Annotated in this window: 18 protein-coding genes; 9 read left to right on the forward strand and 9 right to left on the reverse strand. The window is 71.2% G+C overall.

Going from position 1 to position 19,179, the window contains the following annotated elements; genetic code table 11:
* The first annotated feature begins 2 nt into the window (after nt 1-2).
* The 5 genes from acs (at nt 3) to ACFYXU_RS29095 (ending at nt 5,391) form a co-directional block, all read left to right on the forward strand.
* The gene (gene acs / locus ACFYXU_RS29075; RefSeq protein ID WP_389407725.1) at nt 3-1,958 is read left to right on the forward strand and encodes an acetate--CoA ligase; all 1,956 of its coding nucleotides are present in this window, start codon (nt 3-5) and stop codon (nt 1,956-1,958) included.
* A gap of 235 nt (nt 1,959-2,193) precedes the next feature.
* Entirely contained in the window at nt 2,194-3,585 is a 1,392-nt protein-coding gene (gene nhaA / locus ACFYXU_RS29080) for a Na+/H+ antiporter NhaA (protein WP_389460746.1), read from the forward strand.
* Nucleotides 3,586-3,657: 72 nt separating this feature from the next.
* Nucleotides 3,658-4,143 (forward strand): phage holin family protein, encoded by a 486-nt coding sequence (locus tag ACFYXU_RS29085; RefSeq protein ID WP_361395255.1) that lies wholly within the window; start codon nt 3,658-3,660, stop codon nt 4,141-4,143.
* Nucleotides 4,140-5,078: an alpha/beta hydrolase gene (locus tag ACFYXU_RS29090; protein WP_329854787.1), complete on the forward strand. Its 939-nt coding sequence runs from the start codon at nt 4,140-4,142 to the stop codon at nt 5,076-5,078. The genes ACFYXU_RS29085 and ACFYXU_RS29090 overlap by 4 nt, the downstream gene beginning before the upstream one ends.
* Nucleotides 5,079-5,199: 121 nt before the next feature.
* Entirely contained in the window at nt 5,200-5,391 is a 192-nt protein-coding gene (locus ACFYXU_RS29095; RefSeq protein ID WP_361395258.1) for a hypothetical protein, read from the forward strand.
* Nucleotides 5,392-5,461: 70 nt separating this feature from the next.
* On the opposite strand, the gene ACFYXU_RS29100 is transcribed toward ACFYXU_RS29095, so the two are convergent.
* From ACFYXU_RS29100 to nth, 3 genes are all read right to left on the reverse strand, one after another.
* Complete coding sequence (locus tag ACFYXU_RS29100; protein WP_389460749.1) at nt 5,462-6,661, reverse strand: MarP family serine protease; 1,200 nt, start codon at nt 6,659-6,661, stop codon at nt 5,462-5,464.
* A gap of 80 nt (nt 6,662-6,741) precedes the next feature.
* A complete protein-coding gene (locus ACFYXU_RS29105) occupies nt 6,742-7,446 on the reverse strand; it encodes an NUDIX hydrolase (RefSeq protein ID WP_376514273.1) in 705 nt (234 codons plus the stop codon).
* A 223-nt stretch (nt 7,447-7,669) separates the two neighbouring features.
* Complete coding sequence (gene nth / locus ACFYXU_RS29110) at nt 7,670-8,518, reverse strand: endonuclease III (RefSeq protein WP_376514271.1); 849 nt, start codon at nt 8,516-8,518, stop codon at nt 7,670-7,672.
* A 229-nt stretch (nt 8,519-8,747) separates the two neighbouring features.
* Here nth and ACFYXU_RS29115 point away from each other — a divergent pair, with 229 nt between their 5' ends.
* Nucleotides 8,748-9,422 carry a Crp/Fnr family transcriptional regulator gene (locus tag ACFYXU_RS29115; protein ID WP_015034542.1) on the forward strand — a complete coding sequence of 225 codons (675 nt, stop codon included), beginning with the start codon at nt 8,748-8,750 and terminating at the stop codon, nt 9,420-9,422.
* Nucleotides 9,423-9,492: 70 nt separating this feature from the next.
* Here the strand turns inward: ACFYXU_RS29115 and ACFYXU_RS29120 are convergent, their stop codons facing one another.
* From ACFYXU_RS29120 to ACFYXU_RS29140, 5 genes are all read right to left on the reverse strand, one after another.
* Nucleotides 9,493-10,377, reverse strand: a complete 885-nt coding sequence (locus tag ACFYXU_RS29120) for an SPFH domain-containing protein (protein WP_329854794.1) — start codon at nt 10,375-10,377, stop codon at nt 9,493-9,495.
* A gap of 267 nt (nt 10,378-10,644) precedes the next feature.
* A complete protein-coding gene (locus ACFYXU_RS29125; RefSeq protein ID WP_376514269.1) occupies nt 10,645-11,475 on the reverse strand; it encodes an MBL fold metallo-hydrolase in 831 nt (276 codons plus the stop codon).
* A complete protein-coding gene (locus tag ACFYXU_RS29130) occupies nt 11,472-12,368 on the reverse strand; it encodes an NUDIX hydrolase (protein ID WP_329854798.1) in 897 nt (298 codons plus the stop codon). The genes ACFYXU_RS29125 and ACFYXU_RS29130 overlap by 4 nt, the downstream gene beginning before the upstream one ends.
* A gap of 116 nt (nt 12,369-12,484) precedes the next feature.
* Nucleotides 12,485-12,955, reverse strand: coding sequence for a RidA family protein (locus ACFYXU_RS29135; RefSeq protein ID WP_376514267.1), 471 nt, complete (start codon nt 12,953-12,955; stop codon nt 12,485-12,487).
* Nucleotides 12,952-13,110, reverse strand: coding sequence for a DUF4177 domain-containing protein (locus ACFYXU_RS29140; protein WP_015034547.1), 159 nt, complete (start codon nt 13,108-13,110; stop codon nt 12,952-12,954). Before ACFYXU_RS29140 ends, ACFYXU_RS29135 begins: the two co-directional genes overlap by 4 nt.
* A 122-nt stretch (nt 13,111-13,232) precedes the next feature.
* Between ACFYXU_RS29140 and ACFYXU_RS29145 the strand changes: the two genes are divergently transcribed.
* Both ACFYXU_RS29145 and ACFYXU_RS29150 read left to right on the forward strand, forming a co-directional pair.
* Complete coding sequence (locus ACFYXU_RS29145; RefSeq protein ID WP_329854802.1) at nt 13,233-14,195, forward strand: ArsA-related P-loop ATPase; 963 nt, start codon at nt 13,233-13,235, stop codon at nt 14,193-14,195.
* Nucleotides 14,192-15,574 carry an ArsA family ATPase gene (locus ACFYXU_RS29150; protein WP_376514265.1) on the forward strand — a complete coding sequence of 461 codons (1,383 nt, stop codon included), beginning with the start codon at nt 14,192-14,194 and terminating at the stop codon, nt 15,572-15,574. Before ACFYXU_RS29145 ends, ACFYXU_RS29150 begins: the two co-directional genes overlap by 4 nt.
* A gap of 313 nt (nt 15,575-15,887) precedes the next feature.
* On the opposite strand, the gene ACFYXU_RS29155 is transcribed toward ACFYXU_RS29150, so the two are convergent.
* Nucleotides 15,888-16,232 (reverse strand): WhiB family transcriptional regulator, encoded by a 345-nt coding sequence (locus tag ACFYXU_RS29155; RefSeq protein WP_015034550.1) that lies wholly within the window; start codon nt 16,230-16,232, stop codon nt 15,888-15,890.
* Between the two features lie 638 nt (nt 16,233-16,870).
* Between ACFYXU_RS29155 and ACFYXU_RS29160 the strand changes: the two genes are divergently transcribed.
* A complete protein-coding gene (locus ACFYXU_RS29160; protein WP_376514263.1) occupies nt 16,871-19,108 on the forward strand; it encodes a transglycosylase domain-containing protein in 2,238 nt (745 codons plus the stop codon).
* Nucleotides 19,109-19,179 lie beyond the last annotated feature (71 nt).

The raw sequence follows: 19,179 nt of genomic DNA on the forward strand, positions 1-19,179 counted from the left end.
TCGTGAGCAACGAATCCTTGGCCAACCTGCTCAAGGAAGAGCGGCGGTTCGCGCCGCCCACCGAGCTGGCCGCGGACGCCAATGTGACGGCGGAGGCGTACGAGCAGGCCAAGGCGGACCGGCTGGGCTTCTGGGCCGAGCAGGCCAGGCGACTGAGCTGGGCCACCGAGCCGACCGAGACCCTCGACTGGTCGAACCCGCCGTTCGCCAAGTGGTTCGCCGACGGCGAGCTGAACGTGGCGTACAACTGCGTCGACCGGCACGTCGAGGCCGGTCACGGCGACCGGGTCGCCATCCACTTCGAGGGCGAGCCCGGCGACAGCCGCGCGATCACCTACGCCGAGCTCAAGGACGAGGTCTCCAAGGCCGCCAACGCCCTGACCGAGCTGGGCGTGCGCAAGGGCGACCGCGTCGCCGTCTACCTGCCGATGATCCCCGAGGCAGCCATCACGATGCTGGCCTGCGCCCGTGTCGGCGCCGCCCACTCGGTGGTCTTCGGCGGCTTCTCGGCCGACGCCGTCGCCTCCCGCATCCAGGACGCCGACGCCAAGCTGGTCGTCACCGCCGACGGCGGCTACCGCCGAGGCAAGCCGAGCGCCCTCAAGCCGGCCATCGACGAGGCCGTCGCCAAGTGCCCGCAGGTCGAGCACGTCCTCGTGGTCCGCCGTACGGGCCAGGAGACGGCCTTCACCGAGGGCCGGGACGTCTGGTGGGACGACATCGTCGCCCGGCAGTCCGCCGAGCACGCCCCGGAGGCCTTCCCCGCGGAGCACCCGCTCTTCATCCTGTACACCTCGGGCACCACGGGGAAGCCCAAGGGCATCCTGCACACCTCCGGCGGCTACCTCACCCAGGCCGCCTACACCCACCACGCCGTCTTCGACCTCAAGCCGGAGAGCGACGTCTACTGGTGCACCGCCGACATCGGCTGGGTCACCGGGCACTCATACATCGTCTACGGCCCGCTGGCCAACGGCGCGACCCAGGTCATGTACGAGGGCACCCCGGACACCCCGCACCAGGGCCGGTTCTGGGAGATCGTGCAGAAGTACGGCGTCACGATCCTCTACACGGCGCCCACGGCGATCCGCACGTTCATGAAGTGGGGCGACGACATCCCCGCGAAGTTCGACCTGTCCAGCCTCCGCGTGCTGGGCTCGGTCGGCGAGCCGATCAACCCCGAGGCCTGGGTCTGGTACCGCGAGCACATCGGCGCCAACAAGACCCCGATCGTGGACACCTGGTGGCAGACCGAGACCGGCGCGATGATGATCTCGCCGCTGCCGGGCGTCACCGAGACCAAGCCGGGCTCCGCCCAGCGCCCGCTGCCGGGCATCTCCGCCACCGTCGTGGACGACGAGGCGAACGAGGTCCCGAACGGCGGTGGCGGCTACCTGGTGCTCACCGAGCCGTGGCCGTCGATGCTCCGCACCATCTGGGGCGACGACCAGCGCTACATCGACACGTACTGGTCCCGCTTCGAGGGCAAGTACTTCGCCGGTGACGGCGCCAAGAGGGACGACGACGGCGACATCTGGCTCCTCGGCCGGGTCGACGACGTCATGCTCGTCTCGGGGCACAACATCTCGACGACCGAGGTCGAGTCGGCGCTCGTCTCGCACCCGTCGGTCGCCGAGGCGGCCGTCGTCGGCGCCGCCGACGAGACCACCGGCCAGGCGATCGTCGCCTTCGTCATCCTGCGCGGCACGGCGAGCGAGGACGAGGGCCTGGTCGCCGACCTGCGCAACCACGTGGGCGCGACGCTCGGCCCGATCGCCAAGCCGAAGCGGATCCTGCCGGTGGCGGAGCTGCCGAAGACCCGCTCGGGCAAGATCATGCGCCGTCTGCTCCGTGACGTCGCGGAGAACCGTGAGCTCGGTGACGTCACCACGCTGACGGACTCCTCCGTCATGTCGCTCATCCAGACCCAGCTGCCGGCCTCGTCCAGCGAGGACTGACCGCCCCGCAGACGCGCGCGAACGCCCGCCCCGAGCCGCTTCCGCCCGGGGCGGGCGTTCGCGTTCCCGACGGGACGAAAAGGGTGAATCTCCCTAAAGTGAATCCCGCCGGACACCACTCGGGCTCGTTAGGTAAAGTAAAGACCGCGTCAGGAACGCGACAGAAAGACCTAGGTGAGCCGGGAAGTCTGGTCGGCATGTGCTTCGCCCTGCCTGCCCGACGGAGGTCTCCCCCGTGTCCGTGTCCACCGACCGCAAGTTCCTCGGCCGTCTCTCGCTCCCCGAGCGGCGGTACCTCACCGACGCGCTGCGCACCGAGACCGTCGGCGGCGTCCTGCTCCTGCTCGCCGCCATCGCGGCCCTCGTCTGGGCGAACAGCCCGCTCAGCGCGAGCTACGAGACCGTCAGCGACTTCCACCTGGGCCCCGCCGCCCTCGGCCTCGACCTGTCGATCCAGCACTGGGCCGCCGACGGCCTCCTGGCGGTCTTCTTCTTCGTCGCCGGCATCGAGCTCAAGCGCGAGCTCGTCGCGGGCGAGCTGCGCGACCCCAGGGCCGCCATGCTCCCCGTCGTCGCCGCGCTCTGCGGCATGGCCGCCCCCGCCCTCGTCTACACCCTGGTCAACACCGTCGGCGGCGGCTCCCCGAGCGGCTGGGCCGTGCCCACCGCCACCGACATCGCCTTCGCGCTCGCCGTGCTCGCCGTCATCGGCACCTCACTGCCCTCGGCGCTCCGCGCCTTCCTGCTCACGCTCGCCGTCGTCGACGACCTGTTCGCCATCCTGATCATCGCGATCTTCTTCACCAGCGACCTGAACTTCGCCGCGCTCGGCGGCGCCGTCGCCGGACTCGTCGTCTTCTGGGTGCTGCTCCGCAAGGAGGTCCGCGGCTGGTACGTGTACGTGCCGCTGGCCCTGGTCATCTGGGGCCTGATGTACAACAGCGGCGTCCACGCCACCATCGCCGGCGTCGCCATGGGCCTGATGCTCCGCTGCACCACCCGGGAGGGCGAGAAGCAGTCCCCCGGCGAGCACATCGAGCACCTGGTCCGCCCGCTGTCGGCCGGGCTAGCCGTGCCCCTGTTCGCCCTGTTCTCGGCCGGGGTGAGCGTCTCCGGCGGGGCCATCCGGGACGTCTTCACCCAGCCGGTCACCCTCGGCGTGGTCCTCGGTCTCGTCGTCGGCAAGGCGATCGGCATCTTCGGCGGCACCTGGTTCGCCGCCCGCTTCACCCGCGCGGAGCTCAACCCCGACCTGGCCTGGCCCGACGTGTTCGCCGTCGCCACCCTCGCCGGGATCGGCTTCACCGTGTCGCTCCTCATCGGCGAGCTCGCCTTCGCCGGCGACGCCGTGCTCACCGACGAGGTGAAGGCCGCCGTCCTGATGGGCTCGCTCATCGCGGCGGTCCTCGCCTCCCTCCTGCTGAAGCTCCGGGTCCGGAAGTACCAGGCCCTCGTCTCCGAGGAGGAGCGCGACGAGGACGAGGACGGCATCCCCGACATCTACGAGCAGGACAACCCCGAGTACCACCTGCGGATGGCCCGGATCCACGAGCGGAAGGCCGCGGAGCACCGCGAGCGCGCCCGACTGGCGGGGGCATCGCGCGACGGGGCCGACCGTCCGGCATGATCTGATGCGACCGTGGAAGAGGACTCGCACCGTAGAAGAGGACCTCGGACCAGAAGAGAAGAGGGAGCAGCGATGAGCGACCCGTTCGACGGAACCGAGCGCAGCCTCGGCCAGCTGGTCGCCTCGGCGACCGCCGAGATGTCCGCGCTGGTGCACGACGAGATCGCCCTGGCCAAGGCCGAACTGCGACAGGACGTCAAGCGCGGCGTGTTCGGCAGCATCATGGGCGTCGGCGCCCTCGTGGTGCTGCTGTTCTCGCTGCCGATGCTGAGCTTCGCGCTCGCGTACGCCATCAACACCTGGACCGGCGGGCACAACGGCAACGGGGGCTGGAACCTCGTCTGGTGCTTCCTGCTGTCCTTCGCCTTCAACGTGCTGCTCGCGGCCCTGCTCGGCCTGATCGCGTACTCCAAGTTCAAGAAGGTCAAGCCGCCGGAGAAGTCCATCGCCTCGGCCAAGCAGACGGCGGCGATCATGCAGAACGTGAAGCCGCACCCCCGTCCGGAGCAGCGCCCGGCCCTGGAGAAGGCCTCCTCTGTGGCACGCTCATCGGTATGACCCTCCCCGAGAGCAGCAGTGGCGGCAACGGCGGGCCCGTGCGCCTCGACGGGCCGTGGACCCACCGCGACGTGGCCGCCAACGGTGCCCGTTTCCACATCGCCGAGATGGGCGACGGCCCGCTGGTGCTGCTCCTGCACGGCTTCCCGCAGTTCTGGTGGACCTGGCGCCACCAGCTGCCCGCCCTGGCCGAGGCCGGGTTCCGGGCGGTCGCGATGGACCTGCGCGGGGTGGGCGGCAGCGACCGGACCCCGCGGGGTTACGACCCCGCCAACCTCGCGCTCGACATCACCGGCGTCGTCCGCTCGCTCGGCGAGCCGGACGCGGCGCTCGTCGGGCACGACCTCGGCGGCTACCTGGCCTGGACGGCCGCCGTCATGCGGCCGAAGCTGGTGCGCCGGCTCGTGGTCTCCTCGATGCCGCACCCGCGCCGCTGGCGCTCGGCGATGCTCTCCGACTTCGCCCAGTCGCGGGCCGGCTCGCACGTGTGGGGCTTCCAGCGTCCGTGGCTGCCGGAGCGTCAGCTCGTGGCGGACGACGGGGCGCTCGTGGGCGAGCTGATCCGTGACTGGTCGGGGCCGAGGCCGGTCGACGAGGAGGCGATCGAGGCGTACCGGCGGGCCATGTGCGTGCCGTCCACGGCGCACTGCTCGATCGAGCCGTACCGGTGGATGGTGCGGTCGCTGGCCCGGCCCGACGGCATCCAGTTCAACCGGCGCATGAAGCGGCCGGTACGGGTGCCGACGCTGCACCTGCACGGCTCGCTGGACCCGGTGATGCGGACCCGCAGCGCCGCGGGATCGGGCGAGTACGTGGAGGCGCCGTACCGCTGGCGGCTCTTCGACGGGCTCGGGCACTTCCCGCACGAGGAGGACCCGGCGGCCTTCACCACGGAGCTCGTCAACTGGCTGAAGGACCCCGAGCCCGACCGCTGAGCCTCCGTCACGAAGCCGTCGGCGCACAGGCGTCCGTCGAACGGCCATGTGCCTGGCGCATACTCCAATTGGCGGGCCCCGGGGAGGTTACCGACCTTGGCCCCCGGGCAGACGTCGAGGTATGGGCTGGACGCACGACTACGGTGACACGACAGCACGCGACCGCCGCTCGGCCACGGGGCCGGGCTCCCGCGAGAGGGGTGGCCCGCCGGACCAGGGCCACGCGGTGCAGGCGGTGGGGATCTCGCGCATCCTGCGACGCCGGGCCCGCTGGGTCTCGGCGCGGCTCCTGCACGCCAGAGACACCGCCTAGGACGGCCTGACCCGGGGGCCGGGGCCCGTTCTCACCAGGCCCCGCCCGGTGCGGGGTCCCGGCGGACGGGTCAGAGGGCGCAGGCCTGGGTGTCGACCTGCCGGTCGGCGGTCCGGCCGTGCTCGATGTCCTCGCGGATCTCGTCGACCGTCAGGGCGTATCCGGTGTTCGCGTCGTCGAGGGAGCGGGCGAAGATCACGCCGTACACCTCGCCGTCCTCGGTGAGGAGCGGGCCGCCGGAGTTGCCCTGGCGGACCGTCGCGTACAGCGAGTAGACGTCCCTGCGCACCTCGTCGCGGTGGTAGATGTCGGGGCCCTTGGCGCTGATGCGGCCCCGCACGCGGGCGGAGCGGACGTCGTACGAGCCGTTCTCCGGGAATCCGGCGACGATCGCGTCGTCACCGCTGCGGGCGTCCTCGTCGGTGAAGTTCAGCGGTGTGGCCTTGAGGTCCGGCACGTCCAGGACCGCGATGTCGCGCTGCCAGTCGTAGAGGACGACCTTCGCGTCGTAGAGCTTGCCCTCGCCGCCTATCTGGACGGTCGGTTCGTCGACGCCGCCGACGACGTGGGCGTTGGTCATGATGCGGCGGTCGGCGAAGACGAAGCCGGTGCCTTCGAGGACCTTCCCGCAGCTCTGCGCGGTGCCGACGACCTTCACGATGGAGCGCTGCGCGCGGGAGGCGACCGGGCTGTCGGCGAGCGCCGGGTCGGGCGGGGTGACCGGGGTGATCGGCTCGTTCGCGAAGGGGCTGAAGACCTGGGGGAAGCCGCTGCGCGCCAGGGTGGAGCTGAAGTCGTCGAACCAGCCGGAGGCCTGATCCGGCATCACCTGCTCGACCCCGAGCAGCACCTTGGAGCTGCGTACCTCCTTGCCCAGGGTGGGCAGCGAGGTGCGGGCCAGGGCGGAGCCGATCAGCCAGGCCACGAGCAGCATCGCGACGACGTTGACGAGGGCGCCGCCGGTGGCGTCCAGGGCGCGGGCCGGCGACCAGGTGATGTGGCGGCGCAGCTTGTTGCCGAGGTGGGTGGTGAAGGCCTGGCCGACGGAGGCGCAGACGATGACCACCATCACGAAGACGACGGTGGCGGTGGTCGAGACCTCGCTGTTGTCGGTGAGCTGGTCCCAGAGGATCGGGAGCAGCAGAACGGCGACGAGTCCGCCGCCGAGGAAGCCGATCACCGAGAGGATTCCGACCACGAATCCCTGGCGGTAACCGATGATCGCGAACCACACGGCGGCGAGCAGCAACAGGATGTCCAGCACGTTCACCGTCAGTAGCCTCGCAGATTCGTTTCCCGGTCAACCGGGGCAGGTCGGCCCTCAGGCCGGCCCGCCCGGAGATCAGCCTGTCATGAGCGCCAGTCGAGCGGGACCTGCTTGGACCGGTCCCAGGGGCGCTCCCAGCCGGCGAAGTGGAGGAGCCGGTCGATGACTCCGGCCGTAAAACCCCAGACCAGAGCGGATGCGACGAGGAAGGCGGGGCCCTGGTGGCCGCTCGGGTGCACGGCCGTCGCGCGGTTCTCGGGATCCGTGAGATCCGCCACGGGCACGGTGAAGACGCGGGCGGTCTCCCCCGGGTCCACGACGCCGACCGGGCTGGGCGCGCGCCACCAGCCGAGGACGGGGGTCACGACGAAGCGGCTGACCGGGATGTAGAGCGGGGGGAGCACGCCGAAGAGCTGGACGCCCCGCGGGTCGAGGCCGGTCTCCTCCTGGGCCTCGCGCAGCGCGGCGCGCAGCAGTCCGCCGTCGGCCGGGTCGCCGTCCTCGGGGTCGAGGGCGCCGCCGGGGAAGGAGGGCTGTCCCGCGTGCGAGCGGAGGCTGCCGGACCGCTCCATGAGGAGCAGCTCGGGTCCGCGCTCGCCCTCGCCGAAGAGGACGAGGACGGCGGACTGGCGGCCGGCACCGCTCGCGGGCGGCAGGAAGCGGCTCAGCTGCTCGGGCCTGACCGTGCGGGCGGCCCGGTCGACGGGCCCGAGCCAGTCGGGCAGCCCGTCGCGGCTGAGCAGGCCGGCCGTGCCGGGCCCGTGGATCTCTTCGTCAGTGCGCGTCATCGGCACCCCCGTGGTTCACAACGCGATCGATGGACGGGTTCGTTCCCGGTGGTGTGGCACCACCGGGGTTTCCGGATGGTGGTGCGGCGGCACCTGGGATTCCGGAGGGGGCCGCTCGGGGAACAGGCGCGGTGCTCCCGCCAGCCCGAGGCGGCGGGACTCCCGCCGTTCCGCCGGCCCGGGGTGGCGGTGTTTCCCCTGTTCCGCCGGCCCGGGGCGGGCTTCAGGCTCCGCCGCCGAGCGGGGGCGCCGGGCGGCCCGGGTAGCCGGGCGGCGGGTTCAGCCGCTGGCCGGGGAAGCCGCCCTTCTCGTACTTGAGCAGCTTCTTCGCCTTCTCGGGGTCGGTCTCGCCCTCGCCGTACGCGGGGCAGAGGTGGGTGATCGGGCAGGCGCCGCAGGCGGGCTTGCGGGCGTGGCAGATCCGGCGGCCGTGGAAGATCACCCGGTGCGAGAGCATCGTCCACTCGCTCTTCGGGAAGATCGTGGCGATCTCGGCCTCGATCTTCACCGGGTCATCGGACTCGGTCCACCGCCAGCGCCGGGCGAGGCGCATGAAGTGGGTGTCGACGGTGATGCCGGGGACTCCGAAGGCGTTGCCGAGGACGACGAAGGCGGTCTTGCGGCCGACGCCGGGAAGCTTGACGAGGTCGTCGAGGCGGCCCGGGACCTGCCCGTCGAAGTCGTCCCGGAGCGCGGCGGCGAGGCCCATGATCGACTTGGTCTTCGCGCGGAAGAACCCGGTCGGCCGGATCAGCTCCTCGACCTCCTCGGGTACGGCCGCGGCGAGGTCCTCGGGCGTCGGGTACTTCGCGAAGAGGGCGGGGGTCGTCTGGTTCACCCGCAGGTCGGTGGTCTGGGCCGAGAGCACCGTGGCGACGAGCAGCTCGAAGGGGTTGCGGAAGTCGAGCTCCGGATGGGCGTACGGATAGACCTCGGCCAGCTCGCGGTTGATCCGGCGCGCCCGGCGGACCATCGCGAGCCGCGACTCGGGCTTCACCGCCTTCCTATTTGCGGCTTTCGCCCGTTTGGACACGCCGTGTTCGCCCACAGCGGAATCACCTTCGCCCGACACTCTTTCAGCCCCCTTGGCCTGCGCTCTCACCGGCGAGTTGGACACCCGGCCAGCCTAGGCGTCGCCACCGACATCCGCCCCGGGCACGGCCGATCGGAGCTCAATCGGCCCCTGACGTACGGACGGGCCGCCCGGTGCGTCAAACTTGTTGTGATTGATCGCACTGTTTTGTGCGTCCGGCATCATGGGACCCAGGTCCTTTGAGCAGGTCGACAGTAGGAGAGAACTCGTGGACGACGTTCTGCGGCGCGCCCCGCTCTTCGCGGCGCTCGATGACGAGCAGGCCGCCGAGCTGCGCGCCTCGATGAGTGAGGCGACGCTCGCCCGTGGCGACGCGCTCTTCCACGAGGGCGACCCCGGTGACCGCCTGTACGTGGTCACCGAGGGCAAGGTGAAGCTGCACCGCACCTCCCCCGACGGCCGCGAGAACATGCTGGCCGTCCTCGGCCCCGGCGAGCTGATCGGCGAGCTGTCCCTCTTCGACCCGGGCCCGCGCACCGCCACCGCGACCGCGCTGACCGAGGTCAAGCTCCTCGGCCTGGGCCACGGCGACCTCCAGCCCTGGCTGAACGCCCGCCCCGAGGTGGCCACCGCGCTGCTGCGCGCCGTCGCCCGCCGCCTGCGCAAGACCAACGACCAGATGTCCGACCTGGTCTTCTCCGACGTCCCGGGCCGTGTCGCCCGCGCGCTCCTCGACCTGTCGCGCCGCTTCGGCGTGCAGTCGGAGGAGGGCATCCACGTCGTCCACGACCTCACCCAGGAGGAGCTGGCCCAGCTGGTCGGCGCCTCCCGCGAGACGGTCAACAAGGCGCTCGCCGACTTCGCCCAGCGCGGCTGGCTGCGGCTGGAGGCCCGCGCGGTGATCCTGCTGGACGTGGAGCGCCTCGCGAAGCGCTCGCGCTAGCTCCCAGGCGTACGGCGAAGGCCGCCCCGGTCCGAGGACCGGGGCGGCCTTTCCGCGTCCTCCGGGACGGTCAGCGCTTGGAGCCGTCCACGATCACCGGCGCGGAGCCGGCGTTCCCGCAGGGCACCGCGTAGACCGGGTTCTTCGCCGCGGCCTCCTTGTACGCGTCGATGCACTGGTTCATCAGGACCTTGTCCGTCAGCGAGTCGTTGAGGATCTTGTTGGCGCGGGAGATGCCCTCCGCCTCGATCCGGCGCCGGTCGGCCTCGGCCTTCGCCGTACGGGAGGCCTCCAGGGCCCGCTCGGTGGCCTGCTGCTGCTGGATCTTGCGGTCGATCTGGGCCTGGAGGGAGTCCGAGGGCTTCACGTTGCGCAGGTTGACCGTGGTCACGTCGATGCCGCGCGGGGCCAGGCGGTCCGTGATCAGGCGGCCGAGCTCGGCGTTGATCTTCTCCCGGGCGGAGGCGTAGCCCTGCTCGCTCGTGTAGTGGGCGAAGACGTTACGGACGATCTCGCGGCTGTCCGGGTAGACCAGCCGCTGCTGGATGGCGTCCTCGCTGCCCGCGAGCTTGTAGAGCTCGACGGCCTTCGCCTGGTCGACGGACCACTTCACGGTCACCTCGGCGTACATGACGCCGCCCTGGGATGAGCGGACCTCGACCACGTCCTTGTCGGAGAGGTTGAGGTCGACCGGGCGGGTGGAGAAGGTCGTGACGTCCGTGAACGGCGACTTCACGTGCATGCCCGAGGCCATCGGCTGCCCCACCTTGCCGAACGCGACCGGGACGCCGACCTCGTACGCGCTGATCACGTACGTCATGCTCACGATCAGCGAGAAGAGGCCGGCCAGGACCGCGCCCAGGGCACCGAACTTCAGCCCGGTGGAGTCGTTGGCGCGGCCTACGAAATAGAGCACCACTGCGGCTATGACCAACAGGATGGCGATGACGAACACGGGCGTTCCCCCCGAAAGCTACGGCCAGAAGTAAGCGGAGCGTAAAACACGGGTCAGGAACGCCAAAAGAGCGGGGGTCGCCTCGGGACAGGATCGTGACGACCGGGGCCCCACCTCCCGGTCTCCTTCCTCGGGACGCCGGGGCGAGGCCTTCCCCGTGCCTCCCCGGCTCCGCCTCCTGGCCTCCTGGCCTCCCTCCTCGGGACGGGGGCCCGGCCGCTCCCTCGGCACCGGGCCGGGCGCCGCTCCCGGCCCGTACGTCGCCCCCTAGACCAGGCCGTGCTCCCTCAGGTACTCCAGCTGGGCCCGTACGGACAGTTCGGCCGCCGGCCACAGGGAGCGGTCCACGTCCGCGTACACGTGGGCGACGACCTCCGTCGCCGTCCGGTGCCCGGCCTCGACCGCGGTCTCCACCTGGGCGAGCCGGCTCGCCCGGTGCGCGAGGTAGAACTCCACCGCGCCCTGCGCGTCCTCCAGGACCGGCCCGTGGCCCGGCAGGACCGTGCGCACCCCGTCGTCCACGGTCAGCGAGCGCAGCCGCCGCAGCGAGTCCAGATAGTCCCCGAGCCGCCCGTCCGGGTGCGCGACCATCGTCGTCCCGCGCCCCAGGATCGTGTCGCCCGTCAGCACCGCCCGGTCGGCCGGGAGGTGGAAGGAGAGCGAGTCGGAGGTGTGCCCGGGCGTCGGGACGACCCGCAGCTCCAGACCGCCGACCGCCACCACGTCCCCCGCGCCGAGACCTTCGTCCCCCAGCCGCAGCGCCGGATCGAGGGCCCGCACGGCCGTCCCGGTCAGCTCCGCGAACCGGCCCGCGCCCTCGGCGTGGTCCGGGTGGCCGTGGGTCAGCAGGGTCAGCGCGATCCGCTTGCCGAGCCGCTCGGCGGTGTCGATCACCTGACGGAGGTGCCCGTCGTCGAGCGGCCCCGGGTCGACGACGACGGCGAGGTCGGAGCCCGGCTCGGAGAGCAGCCAGGTGTTGGTGCCGTCGAGGGTCATCGCGGACGGGTTGGGCGCCAGGACGTTCACGGCGCGGTCGGTCGCGGGTCCGGAGACCACGAGACCGCGCGGCTGCCCCGGCAGGGCGGCGGCGTCGCTCATCGCTCACCCCCGGCGGGGAGGACCTTGGTGAACTCCTCGTGCCCCGGCCAGCTCAGGACCAGCTCGTCGCCCTCCAGGCGCGCCTGCGCGAGGACGGGGGCCATGTCCTGCTCCGCGGCCGCCGCCAGCGCGTCGGCGGCCGTCCCGTACGGCTCCAGGGTGCGCAGGGTCGAGATCGTCGGCGGCATCATCGTCAGCTCGCCCCGGTCGTAGCCCGCGGCGGCCTCCGCCGGACGGATCCAGACCGTGCGGTCCGCCTCCCCGGAGACGTCCCGGGTGCGCTGACCGGCCGGGAGCGCCGCCACGAAGAACCAGGTGTCGTACCGCCGCTGCTCGAACTCCGGGGTGATCCAGCGGGCCCACGCGCCCAGCAGGTCCGAGCGCAGGACGAGCCCGCGCCGGTCCAGGAAGTCGGCGAAGGACAGCTCCCGGGCGACCAGGGCCACCCGGTCCCGCTCCCAGTCCTCGTCGGTGGTGTCGCCGACGACGCCGTCCTCGGTCCGCCCGGCGAGCAGCACGCCCGCCTCCTCGAACGTCTCGCGCACGGCGGCGCAGACGACGGCCTGGGCCTGCGCCGGGTCGTCGAGGCCGAGCCGGGCCGCCCACGTCTCCAGGGACGGGCCCGCCCAGCGCACCGGCTGCTCGTCGCGCGGGTCGACGCCGCCGCCGGGATAGGCGTACGCACCGCCCGCGAAGGCCATCGAGGTGCGGCGGCGCAGCATGTGGACGTCGGGCCCGGTGGCCCCGTCCCGCAGGAGCAGGACGGTGGCGGCGCGCCGGGGCTCCACCGGGGTGAGCTCGCCGGCGGCGAGGGCGCGGATGCGGTCGGGCCACTCCGCGGGGTACCACTGACCGTTCGACTGCTTCGCCTGCTTCGGCTGACCATTCGACATGGCCGGATGCTATGCGCAAGCATCGGAATGCACGAGAGCCGGTTTCCCAGGGCTGTGGAAAACCGGCTCCCCGTCGCACGAGGTGTGCGGAGGCGTGCGGAGGTGTGCGGGTGGGATCAGGCGTCGACGAGCTCGACCTGGACCTCGACCTCGACCGGCGCGTCGAGCGGCAGCACGGTGACGCCGACGGCGCTGCGCGCGTGCACGCCCTTCTCGCCGAGGATCTCGCCGAGCAGCTCGCTGGCGCCGTTGATGACGGCGGGCTGGCCGGTGAAGTCGGCGGCGGAGGCGACGAAGCCCACGACCTTCACGACGCGCTTGACGCGGTCGAGGTCACCGGCGACCGACTTCACGGCCGCGAGCGCGTTGAGCGCGCAGGTGGCGGCCAGCTGCTTGGCCTCCTCCGGCGTGACCTCGGCGCCGACCTTGCCGGTCACCGGAAGCTTGCCCGCCACCATCGGGAGCTGGCCCGAGGTGTAGACGTACACGCCGGACTGCACGGCCGGCTGGTACGAGGCGATCGGCGGCACGACCTCGGGCAGGGTCAGTCCGAGCTCGGCGATCCGCGCCTCGACGGTCCCGCTCACGACTTGGCCCGCTTCAGGTAGGCCACGAGCTGCTCGGGGTTGTTCGGCCCGGGCACGACCTGGACGAGCTCCCAGCCGTCCTCGCCCCAGGTGTCCAGAATCTGCTTGGTCGCGTGCACCAGAAGCGGCACCGTGACGTACTCCCACTTGGTCATGGGGCCGACTGTATCCGCTGCGCTCCCCGCTCCCTTCCCGGCTCCCCCGAGGCCGCCCCTAGGTGGCTTCTCCGGGACGGTCCGCTGATTGCGCGCGGCCGCCAGTGGTTAGGCTCGACGGTGTGAGCAGGCTCCAGGTCGTCAGCGGCAAGGGCGGTACCGGTAAGACGACGGTCGCCGCCGCCCTCGCCCTCGCCCTCGCGACGGAGGGGAAGCGGACCCTCCTCGTCGAGGTCGAAGGCAGGCAGGGCATCGCACAGCTCTTCGAGACGGAAGCCCTTCCGTACGAGGAGCGCAAGATCGCCGTCGCCCCCGGCGGCGGAGAGGTGTACGCGCTGGCGATCGACGCCGAGCGCGCGCTCCTCGACTACCTCCAGATGTTCTACAAGCTGGGCGGCGCGGGGCGGGCCCTGAAGAAGCTGGGCGCGATCGACTTCGCGACGACGATCGCGCCGGGCGTCCGGGACGTGCTGCTGACCGGGAAGGCGTGCGAGGCGGTCCGGCGGCGCGAGAAGGACGGCCGCCCGGTCTACGACCACGTGGTGATGGACGCGCCGCCCACCGGCCGCATCACCCGCTTCCTCAACGTGAACGACGAGGTCGCGGGCCTGGCCAGGATCGGCCCGATACACAACCAGGCGCAGGCCGTCATGCGGGTCCTCAAGTCCCCCGAGACCGCGGTGCACCTGGTGACCCTCCTGGAGGAGATGCCGGTCCAGGAGACCGCGGACGGCATCGCGGAGCTGCGCGCCGCGGAACTGCCGGTGGGCAGGGTCGTGGTCAACATGGTCCGCCCGCACGTCCTCGACGAGGCGGCGGTACGGGCCGCCTCCGGCGACCACCGCGCGGCGATCGCCCGGACCCTGGCCTCCGCCGGCGTCGCGGGCGGCGCGCGCCTGGTCGAGCCGCTGCTCGACCAGGCCTCCGAGCACGCGCGGCGGGTGGAGCTGGAGCGGGCGCAGCGCTCGGTCCTGGACGGCGTCGGCGTCCCCTCGTACGAACTCCCCTTCCTGGGCGACGGGGCGGACATCGCCGGCCTCTACCGGCTGGCGAAGGAACTGCGGAAGCAAGGGGTGGGCGCGTGACGGAGAAGGCAGGCGCCGGGGCCGAGGGCGCCGAGGCGACCCCCGGCGGCGGTGGGCTCGACCACGCGCCCGTCCTCGCTCTCGATCCGATCCTCGACGACCGGGGGACGCGCATCATCGTCTGCTGCGGCGCGGGCGGGGTCGGCAAGACGACCACGGCGGCGGCCCTCGGCGTGCGGGCGGCGGAGCGCGGCCGTCGGGTCGTCGTCCTCACCATCGACCCGGCACGGCGGCTCGCCCAGTCCATGGGCATCGACTCCCTCGACAACACCCCGCGCAAGGTCGACGGCATCAAGGGCTCGGACGGCGGCGAGCTGCACGCGATGATGCTGGACATGAAGCGGACCTTCGACGAGATCGTCGAGGCGCACGCGGAGCCCGAGCGGGCGCGGGCGATCCTGGAGAACCCGTTCTACCAGTCCCTGTCGGCCGGATTCGCCGGTACGCAGGAGTACATGGCGATGGAGAAGCTGGGCCAGCTCAGGGCGCGCGACGACTGGGACCTGATCGTCGTCGACACCCCGCCGTCCCGGTCGGCGCTGGACTTCCTGGACGCGCCGAAGCGGCTCGGTTCCTTCCTCGACGGGAAGTTCATCAAGCTGCTCATGGCCCCGGCGAAGGTGGGCGGCCGGGCCGGGATGAAGTTCCTCAACGTCGGCATGTCGATGATGACGGGGACCCTGGGGAAGCTGCTGGGGGGTCAGTTCCTGAAGGACGTGCAGACGTTCGTGGCGGCGATGGACACGATGTTCGGCGGCTTCCGGACGCGCGCGGACGCGACGTACCGGCTGCTCCAGGCCCCGGGCACGGCCTTCCTCGTGGTCGCCACGCCGGAGCGGGACGCGCTGCGCGAGGCCGCGTACTTCGTGGAGCGGCTGGACTCCGAGGACATGCCACTGGCCGGGCTCGTCCTCAACCGCGTCCACGGCAGCGGCGCCTCCTGGCTGTCGGCCGAGCGGGCGCGGGCCGCCGCGGAAAATCTTGAGGAGGGGCGCATGGTGGATCAGCCGGACGGGAATGCTGCTCGGGGTGGCTCCCCGGCCACCGAAGCCGAGCCCGAATCCGAGCACGAGCCGAACGATCTCGCCACCGCCGCCGCACCGCACTCCGTATCCGAGGCTGCCCCCACAGCCGCACCGGCACAGGAAACAGACGCGTCGGACGTCGACGTACCCCATCTCACCGCGGGACTTCTTCGCCTGCATGCCGAGCGCATGCGGGTGCTCGCGCGTGAGCAGCGCACCCGCGACCGCTTCACCGCGCTCCACCCCGAGGTGGCGGTGACCGAAGTGGCCGCCCTGCCCGGCGATGTGCACGACCTCGCCGGGCTGCGGGCCATCGGTGACCGGCTCACGGCGGGGCGGACGCCCTCGGCCTGAGCCGTCTCGCGCACGAGCACGCGTATCGGCACGCGTACGCACGTCTTCTCGCACGTGTCTTGTCGCACGTGTCTTGTCGCACGTCTTCTCGCACGGCCCGGTACCAGCCGACCGCGCCGTTCGGTCCGGCACTCGATCGACCGCGACGCATGGTCCGGCACGCGACCGGCTCCGGCGTAAGGGCCGGCTCCCAGCCGACCTCGGCGTACCGTCCTGCACCCGACCGGCTCCGGCGTACGAGCCACCGGCTCCCAGCCCACCGCGGCGTACGAGGCCCCGGGGCTGGCCGATCTCGGCGTACTGAGCCCTGGGGCTAGCCGACCGCGGCGTACGCCTCGTACGTGGCGTCGTCCTCGATCGCCACGGGCAGCAGGCCCGCTCCGCGCTCGTACTCGGTCCGCGCGGTCTCCAGGAGCCGGCGCCACGAGGTGACGGTCGGCCTCCTGCGCAGCAGGGCCCGGCGCTCGCGCTCCGTCATCCCGCCCCACACGCCGAACTCCACCCGGTTGTCGAGGGCGTCGGCGAGGCACTCGGTCCGCACCGGGCATCCGGTGCACACCGCCTTCGCCCTGTTCTGCGCCGCTCCCTGCACGAAAAGTTCATCCGGATCGGTAGTGCGGCAGGCCGCCTGCGCACTCCAGTCAGCTACCCAGCCCATACCGGCGCCGTCCTCTCCCGAATCGAGGCTCCCCCACGGCGGCAGCGGCATATTCACCGCTGCCAGTTGGGACGTTACGGAAGGTGGGCACAGCGCAACACCCCCTTCGGGCCCAATCTTGAATGGCCCGAACGGACTATGCGTGCGCGTCAGATCACCCAGGGGAGTGATCGAAGGACATACGTGAGGAAGCGGACATATCCCTCAGATATGTCCGACCTCGACGGTTCCACTTCGGACACCGTGTGACGCATGAGCCGGAATCGGGCACGAGCTTCCCGTGTTTCGGGGTCACGGGAATTCATACCGATGTCACGCACGGGTCTTGATGCGCGACCACACTGCTGTGACAGTTGGGAGCAGCTTAGGCCAAGGCATATGCGCGTGTCCGGCGAATGAGAACCCGCCTTCCTTCTTCTCCGGTGACCGGCTCCAGGATCGCGTCGAGCTCCTGGACGCACTCAGACATCGGCCCGGCGCCCACGGGACAGCCACCACCATCCGCACCGCCCCGCGCACCGATCCACGTCGTGGCCTCGGCGGCCCGGCGGCGCCCGGATGTCACGGTCTGGTACTCGAACGCTCCGAGAGGCCCCTGCTCCTGCGGATCGCACATCACTACGGATTAGGCTGCCCCCATGGCAAAGAAGCGCTCGGGCGGTGGTCTGACCGGGACCCAGCAGGCCGCCAAGTTCCTCGGTGTGAGTGTGCTCGCCGGAGCCGTGCTGGCGGGCATCGCCCTGCCCGCGGCCGGTGCACTCGGACTGGCCGCGAAGGGGACGGTGGAAGGGTTCGACGAGATCCCCTCCAACCTGAAGACCCCACCGCTGAGTCAGCGCACCACGATCCTGGACGCCGAGGGCGGTCAGATCGCCACGGTGTACTCGCGGGACCGGAAGGTCGTGCCGATCGACAAGATCTCCCCGTACATGCAGAAGGCGATCGTCGCGATCGAGGACGGCCGCTTCTACGAGCACGGGGCGATCGACCTCAAGGGCGTGCTGCGTGCCATCAACCGCAACGCGCAGTCGGGCGGGGTCGCGCAGGGCGCGTCCACGCTGACCCAGCAGTACGTGAAGAACGTCTTCGTCGAGGAGGCCGGTGACGACCCCGAGAAGGTCGCCCAGGCCACCCAGCAGACGATCGGCCGCAAGGTCCGCGAGCTGAAGTTCGCGATCCAGGTCGAGGAGGAGCTGGGCAAGAAGAAGATCCTGGAGAACTACCTCAACATCACGTTCTTCGGGCAGCAGGCCTACGGCATCGAGGCCGCCTCGCAGCGGTACTTCTCCAAGCGGGCCGCCGACCTGTCCCTGGGCGAGGCGGCGATGATGGCCGGTCTCGTCCAGTCCCCGAGCCGCTACGACCCGATCAACGACATCCAGGAAGCCACCAAGCGCCGCAACGTGGTTCTCCAGCGGATGGCCGACGTGAAGGACATCAGCCAGGCGGAGGCGGACAAGGCGAAGGCCACTCCGCTCAAGCTGAAGGTCAAGACCCCGAAGAACGGCTGCATCACCGCCGTCAACGGCGCCGGCTTCTTCTGCGACTACGTCCGCAAGACGATCCTCAGCGACCCGACCTTCGGCAAGACCGCCGAGGAGCGCCAGAAGCTGTGGAACCTGGGTGGTCTCACCATCAGGACCACGCTCGACCCGCGGGCGCAGGCCGCCGCCAACGAGGCCGCCATCGCGAAGATCAACAAGGACGACCCGGTCGCCGCCTCGGTGGTCCAGGTCCAGCCCAAGACCGGCCGCATCCTGTCGATGGGCCAGTCCCGCCCGTACGGCCTGGACCAGAAGCAGCACCAGACGACGCTGAACCTGGCCGTCGGCAGCAAGATGGGCGGCACGACGTACGGCTTCCAGGTCGGCTCGACCTTCAAGCCGATCACGGCGGCGGCGGCGCTGGAGAAGGGCATCAGCCCGGCGACGAGTTTCAACGACCCGGCGCAGATCAACATCGACGAGAGCGACTACCGCCGCTGCGACGGCAAGCCTTCCGGTTACGCGAACTGGGAGGTGAACAACGAGATGGAGTCGGAGAAGGGCGTCTTCGACATGACGAGCGCCCTCGGCAAGTCGATCAACACCTACTTCGCCCGCCTGGAGGGGATGGCCGGTCTCTGCGAGACGCTGACCATGGCGAAGAACGTCGGCTACGAGCGCGAGCTGGGCAAGCCCATCAAGCAGAGCCCCTCCGCCACCCTCGGCAGTGTCGAGAGCACCCCGCTCGACATGGCGTCCGTCTACGCGACCTTCGCCAACCGCGGCATCTACTGCACGCCGATCGCCATCGAGTCGATCAAGGCCGCCAACGGCGACAAGCTGAACGTGCCGCAGACCAAGTGCACGCGCGCCATGAGCGACCGGACCGCCGACACCGTCAACCAGATGCTGAAGGGCGTCGTCGAGGACGGCACCGGTACGAAGGCCGGCCTCAGCGACCGCGACAACGCGGGCAAGACCGGTACGACCAACGACCGCAAGGACGCCTGGTTCGTCGGCTACACCCCGAACCTGTCCACGGCCGTCTGGGTCGGTGACGACGTCGGCGAGAAGAAGTCGATGTACAACATCACCATCGGCGGCGAGTACTACGACAAGGTCTGCGGTGGCTGCCTCCCCGGCCCCATCTGGAAGATCGCGATGACGGGCGCCCTGGACGCCGGCCAGACCCCGTCCTTCGTCCCGGTGTCCGTGCCGCGCGCCGACAAGCCCAAGGACCCGAAGGAGGGCGACGAGGGCCCGAACAAGCCCCGCAAGCCCCGTGACGGCAAGCCGGCCGACACCAAGCCGAACATCCCCGGGATCACCTTCCCGACGGACCTGATCGGTGGCGGCGACGGCCGCGGCAACGGCCGCGGCGGAAACCACTGACCCGGCCGACACGCCGGCGCTGACGCGCCGAGACGGGAGAGGGCGCCCCACCTGACCGGTGGGGCGCCCTC

Source organism: Streptomyces sp. NPDC002232, assembly GCF_042890295.1.
GTDB lineage: Bacteria > Actinomycetota > Actinomycetes > Streptomycetales > Streptomycetaceae > Streptomyces.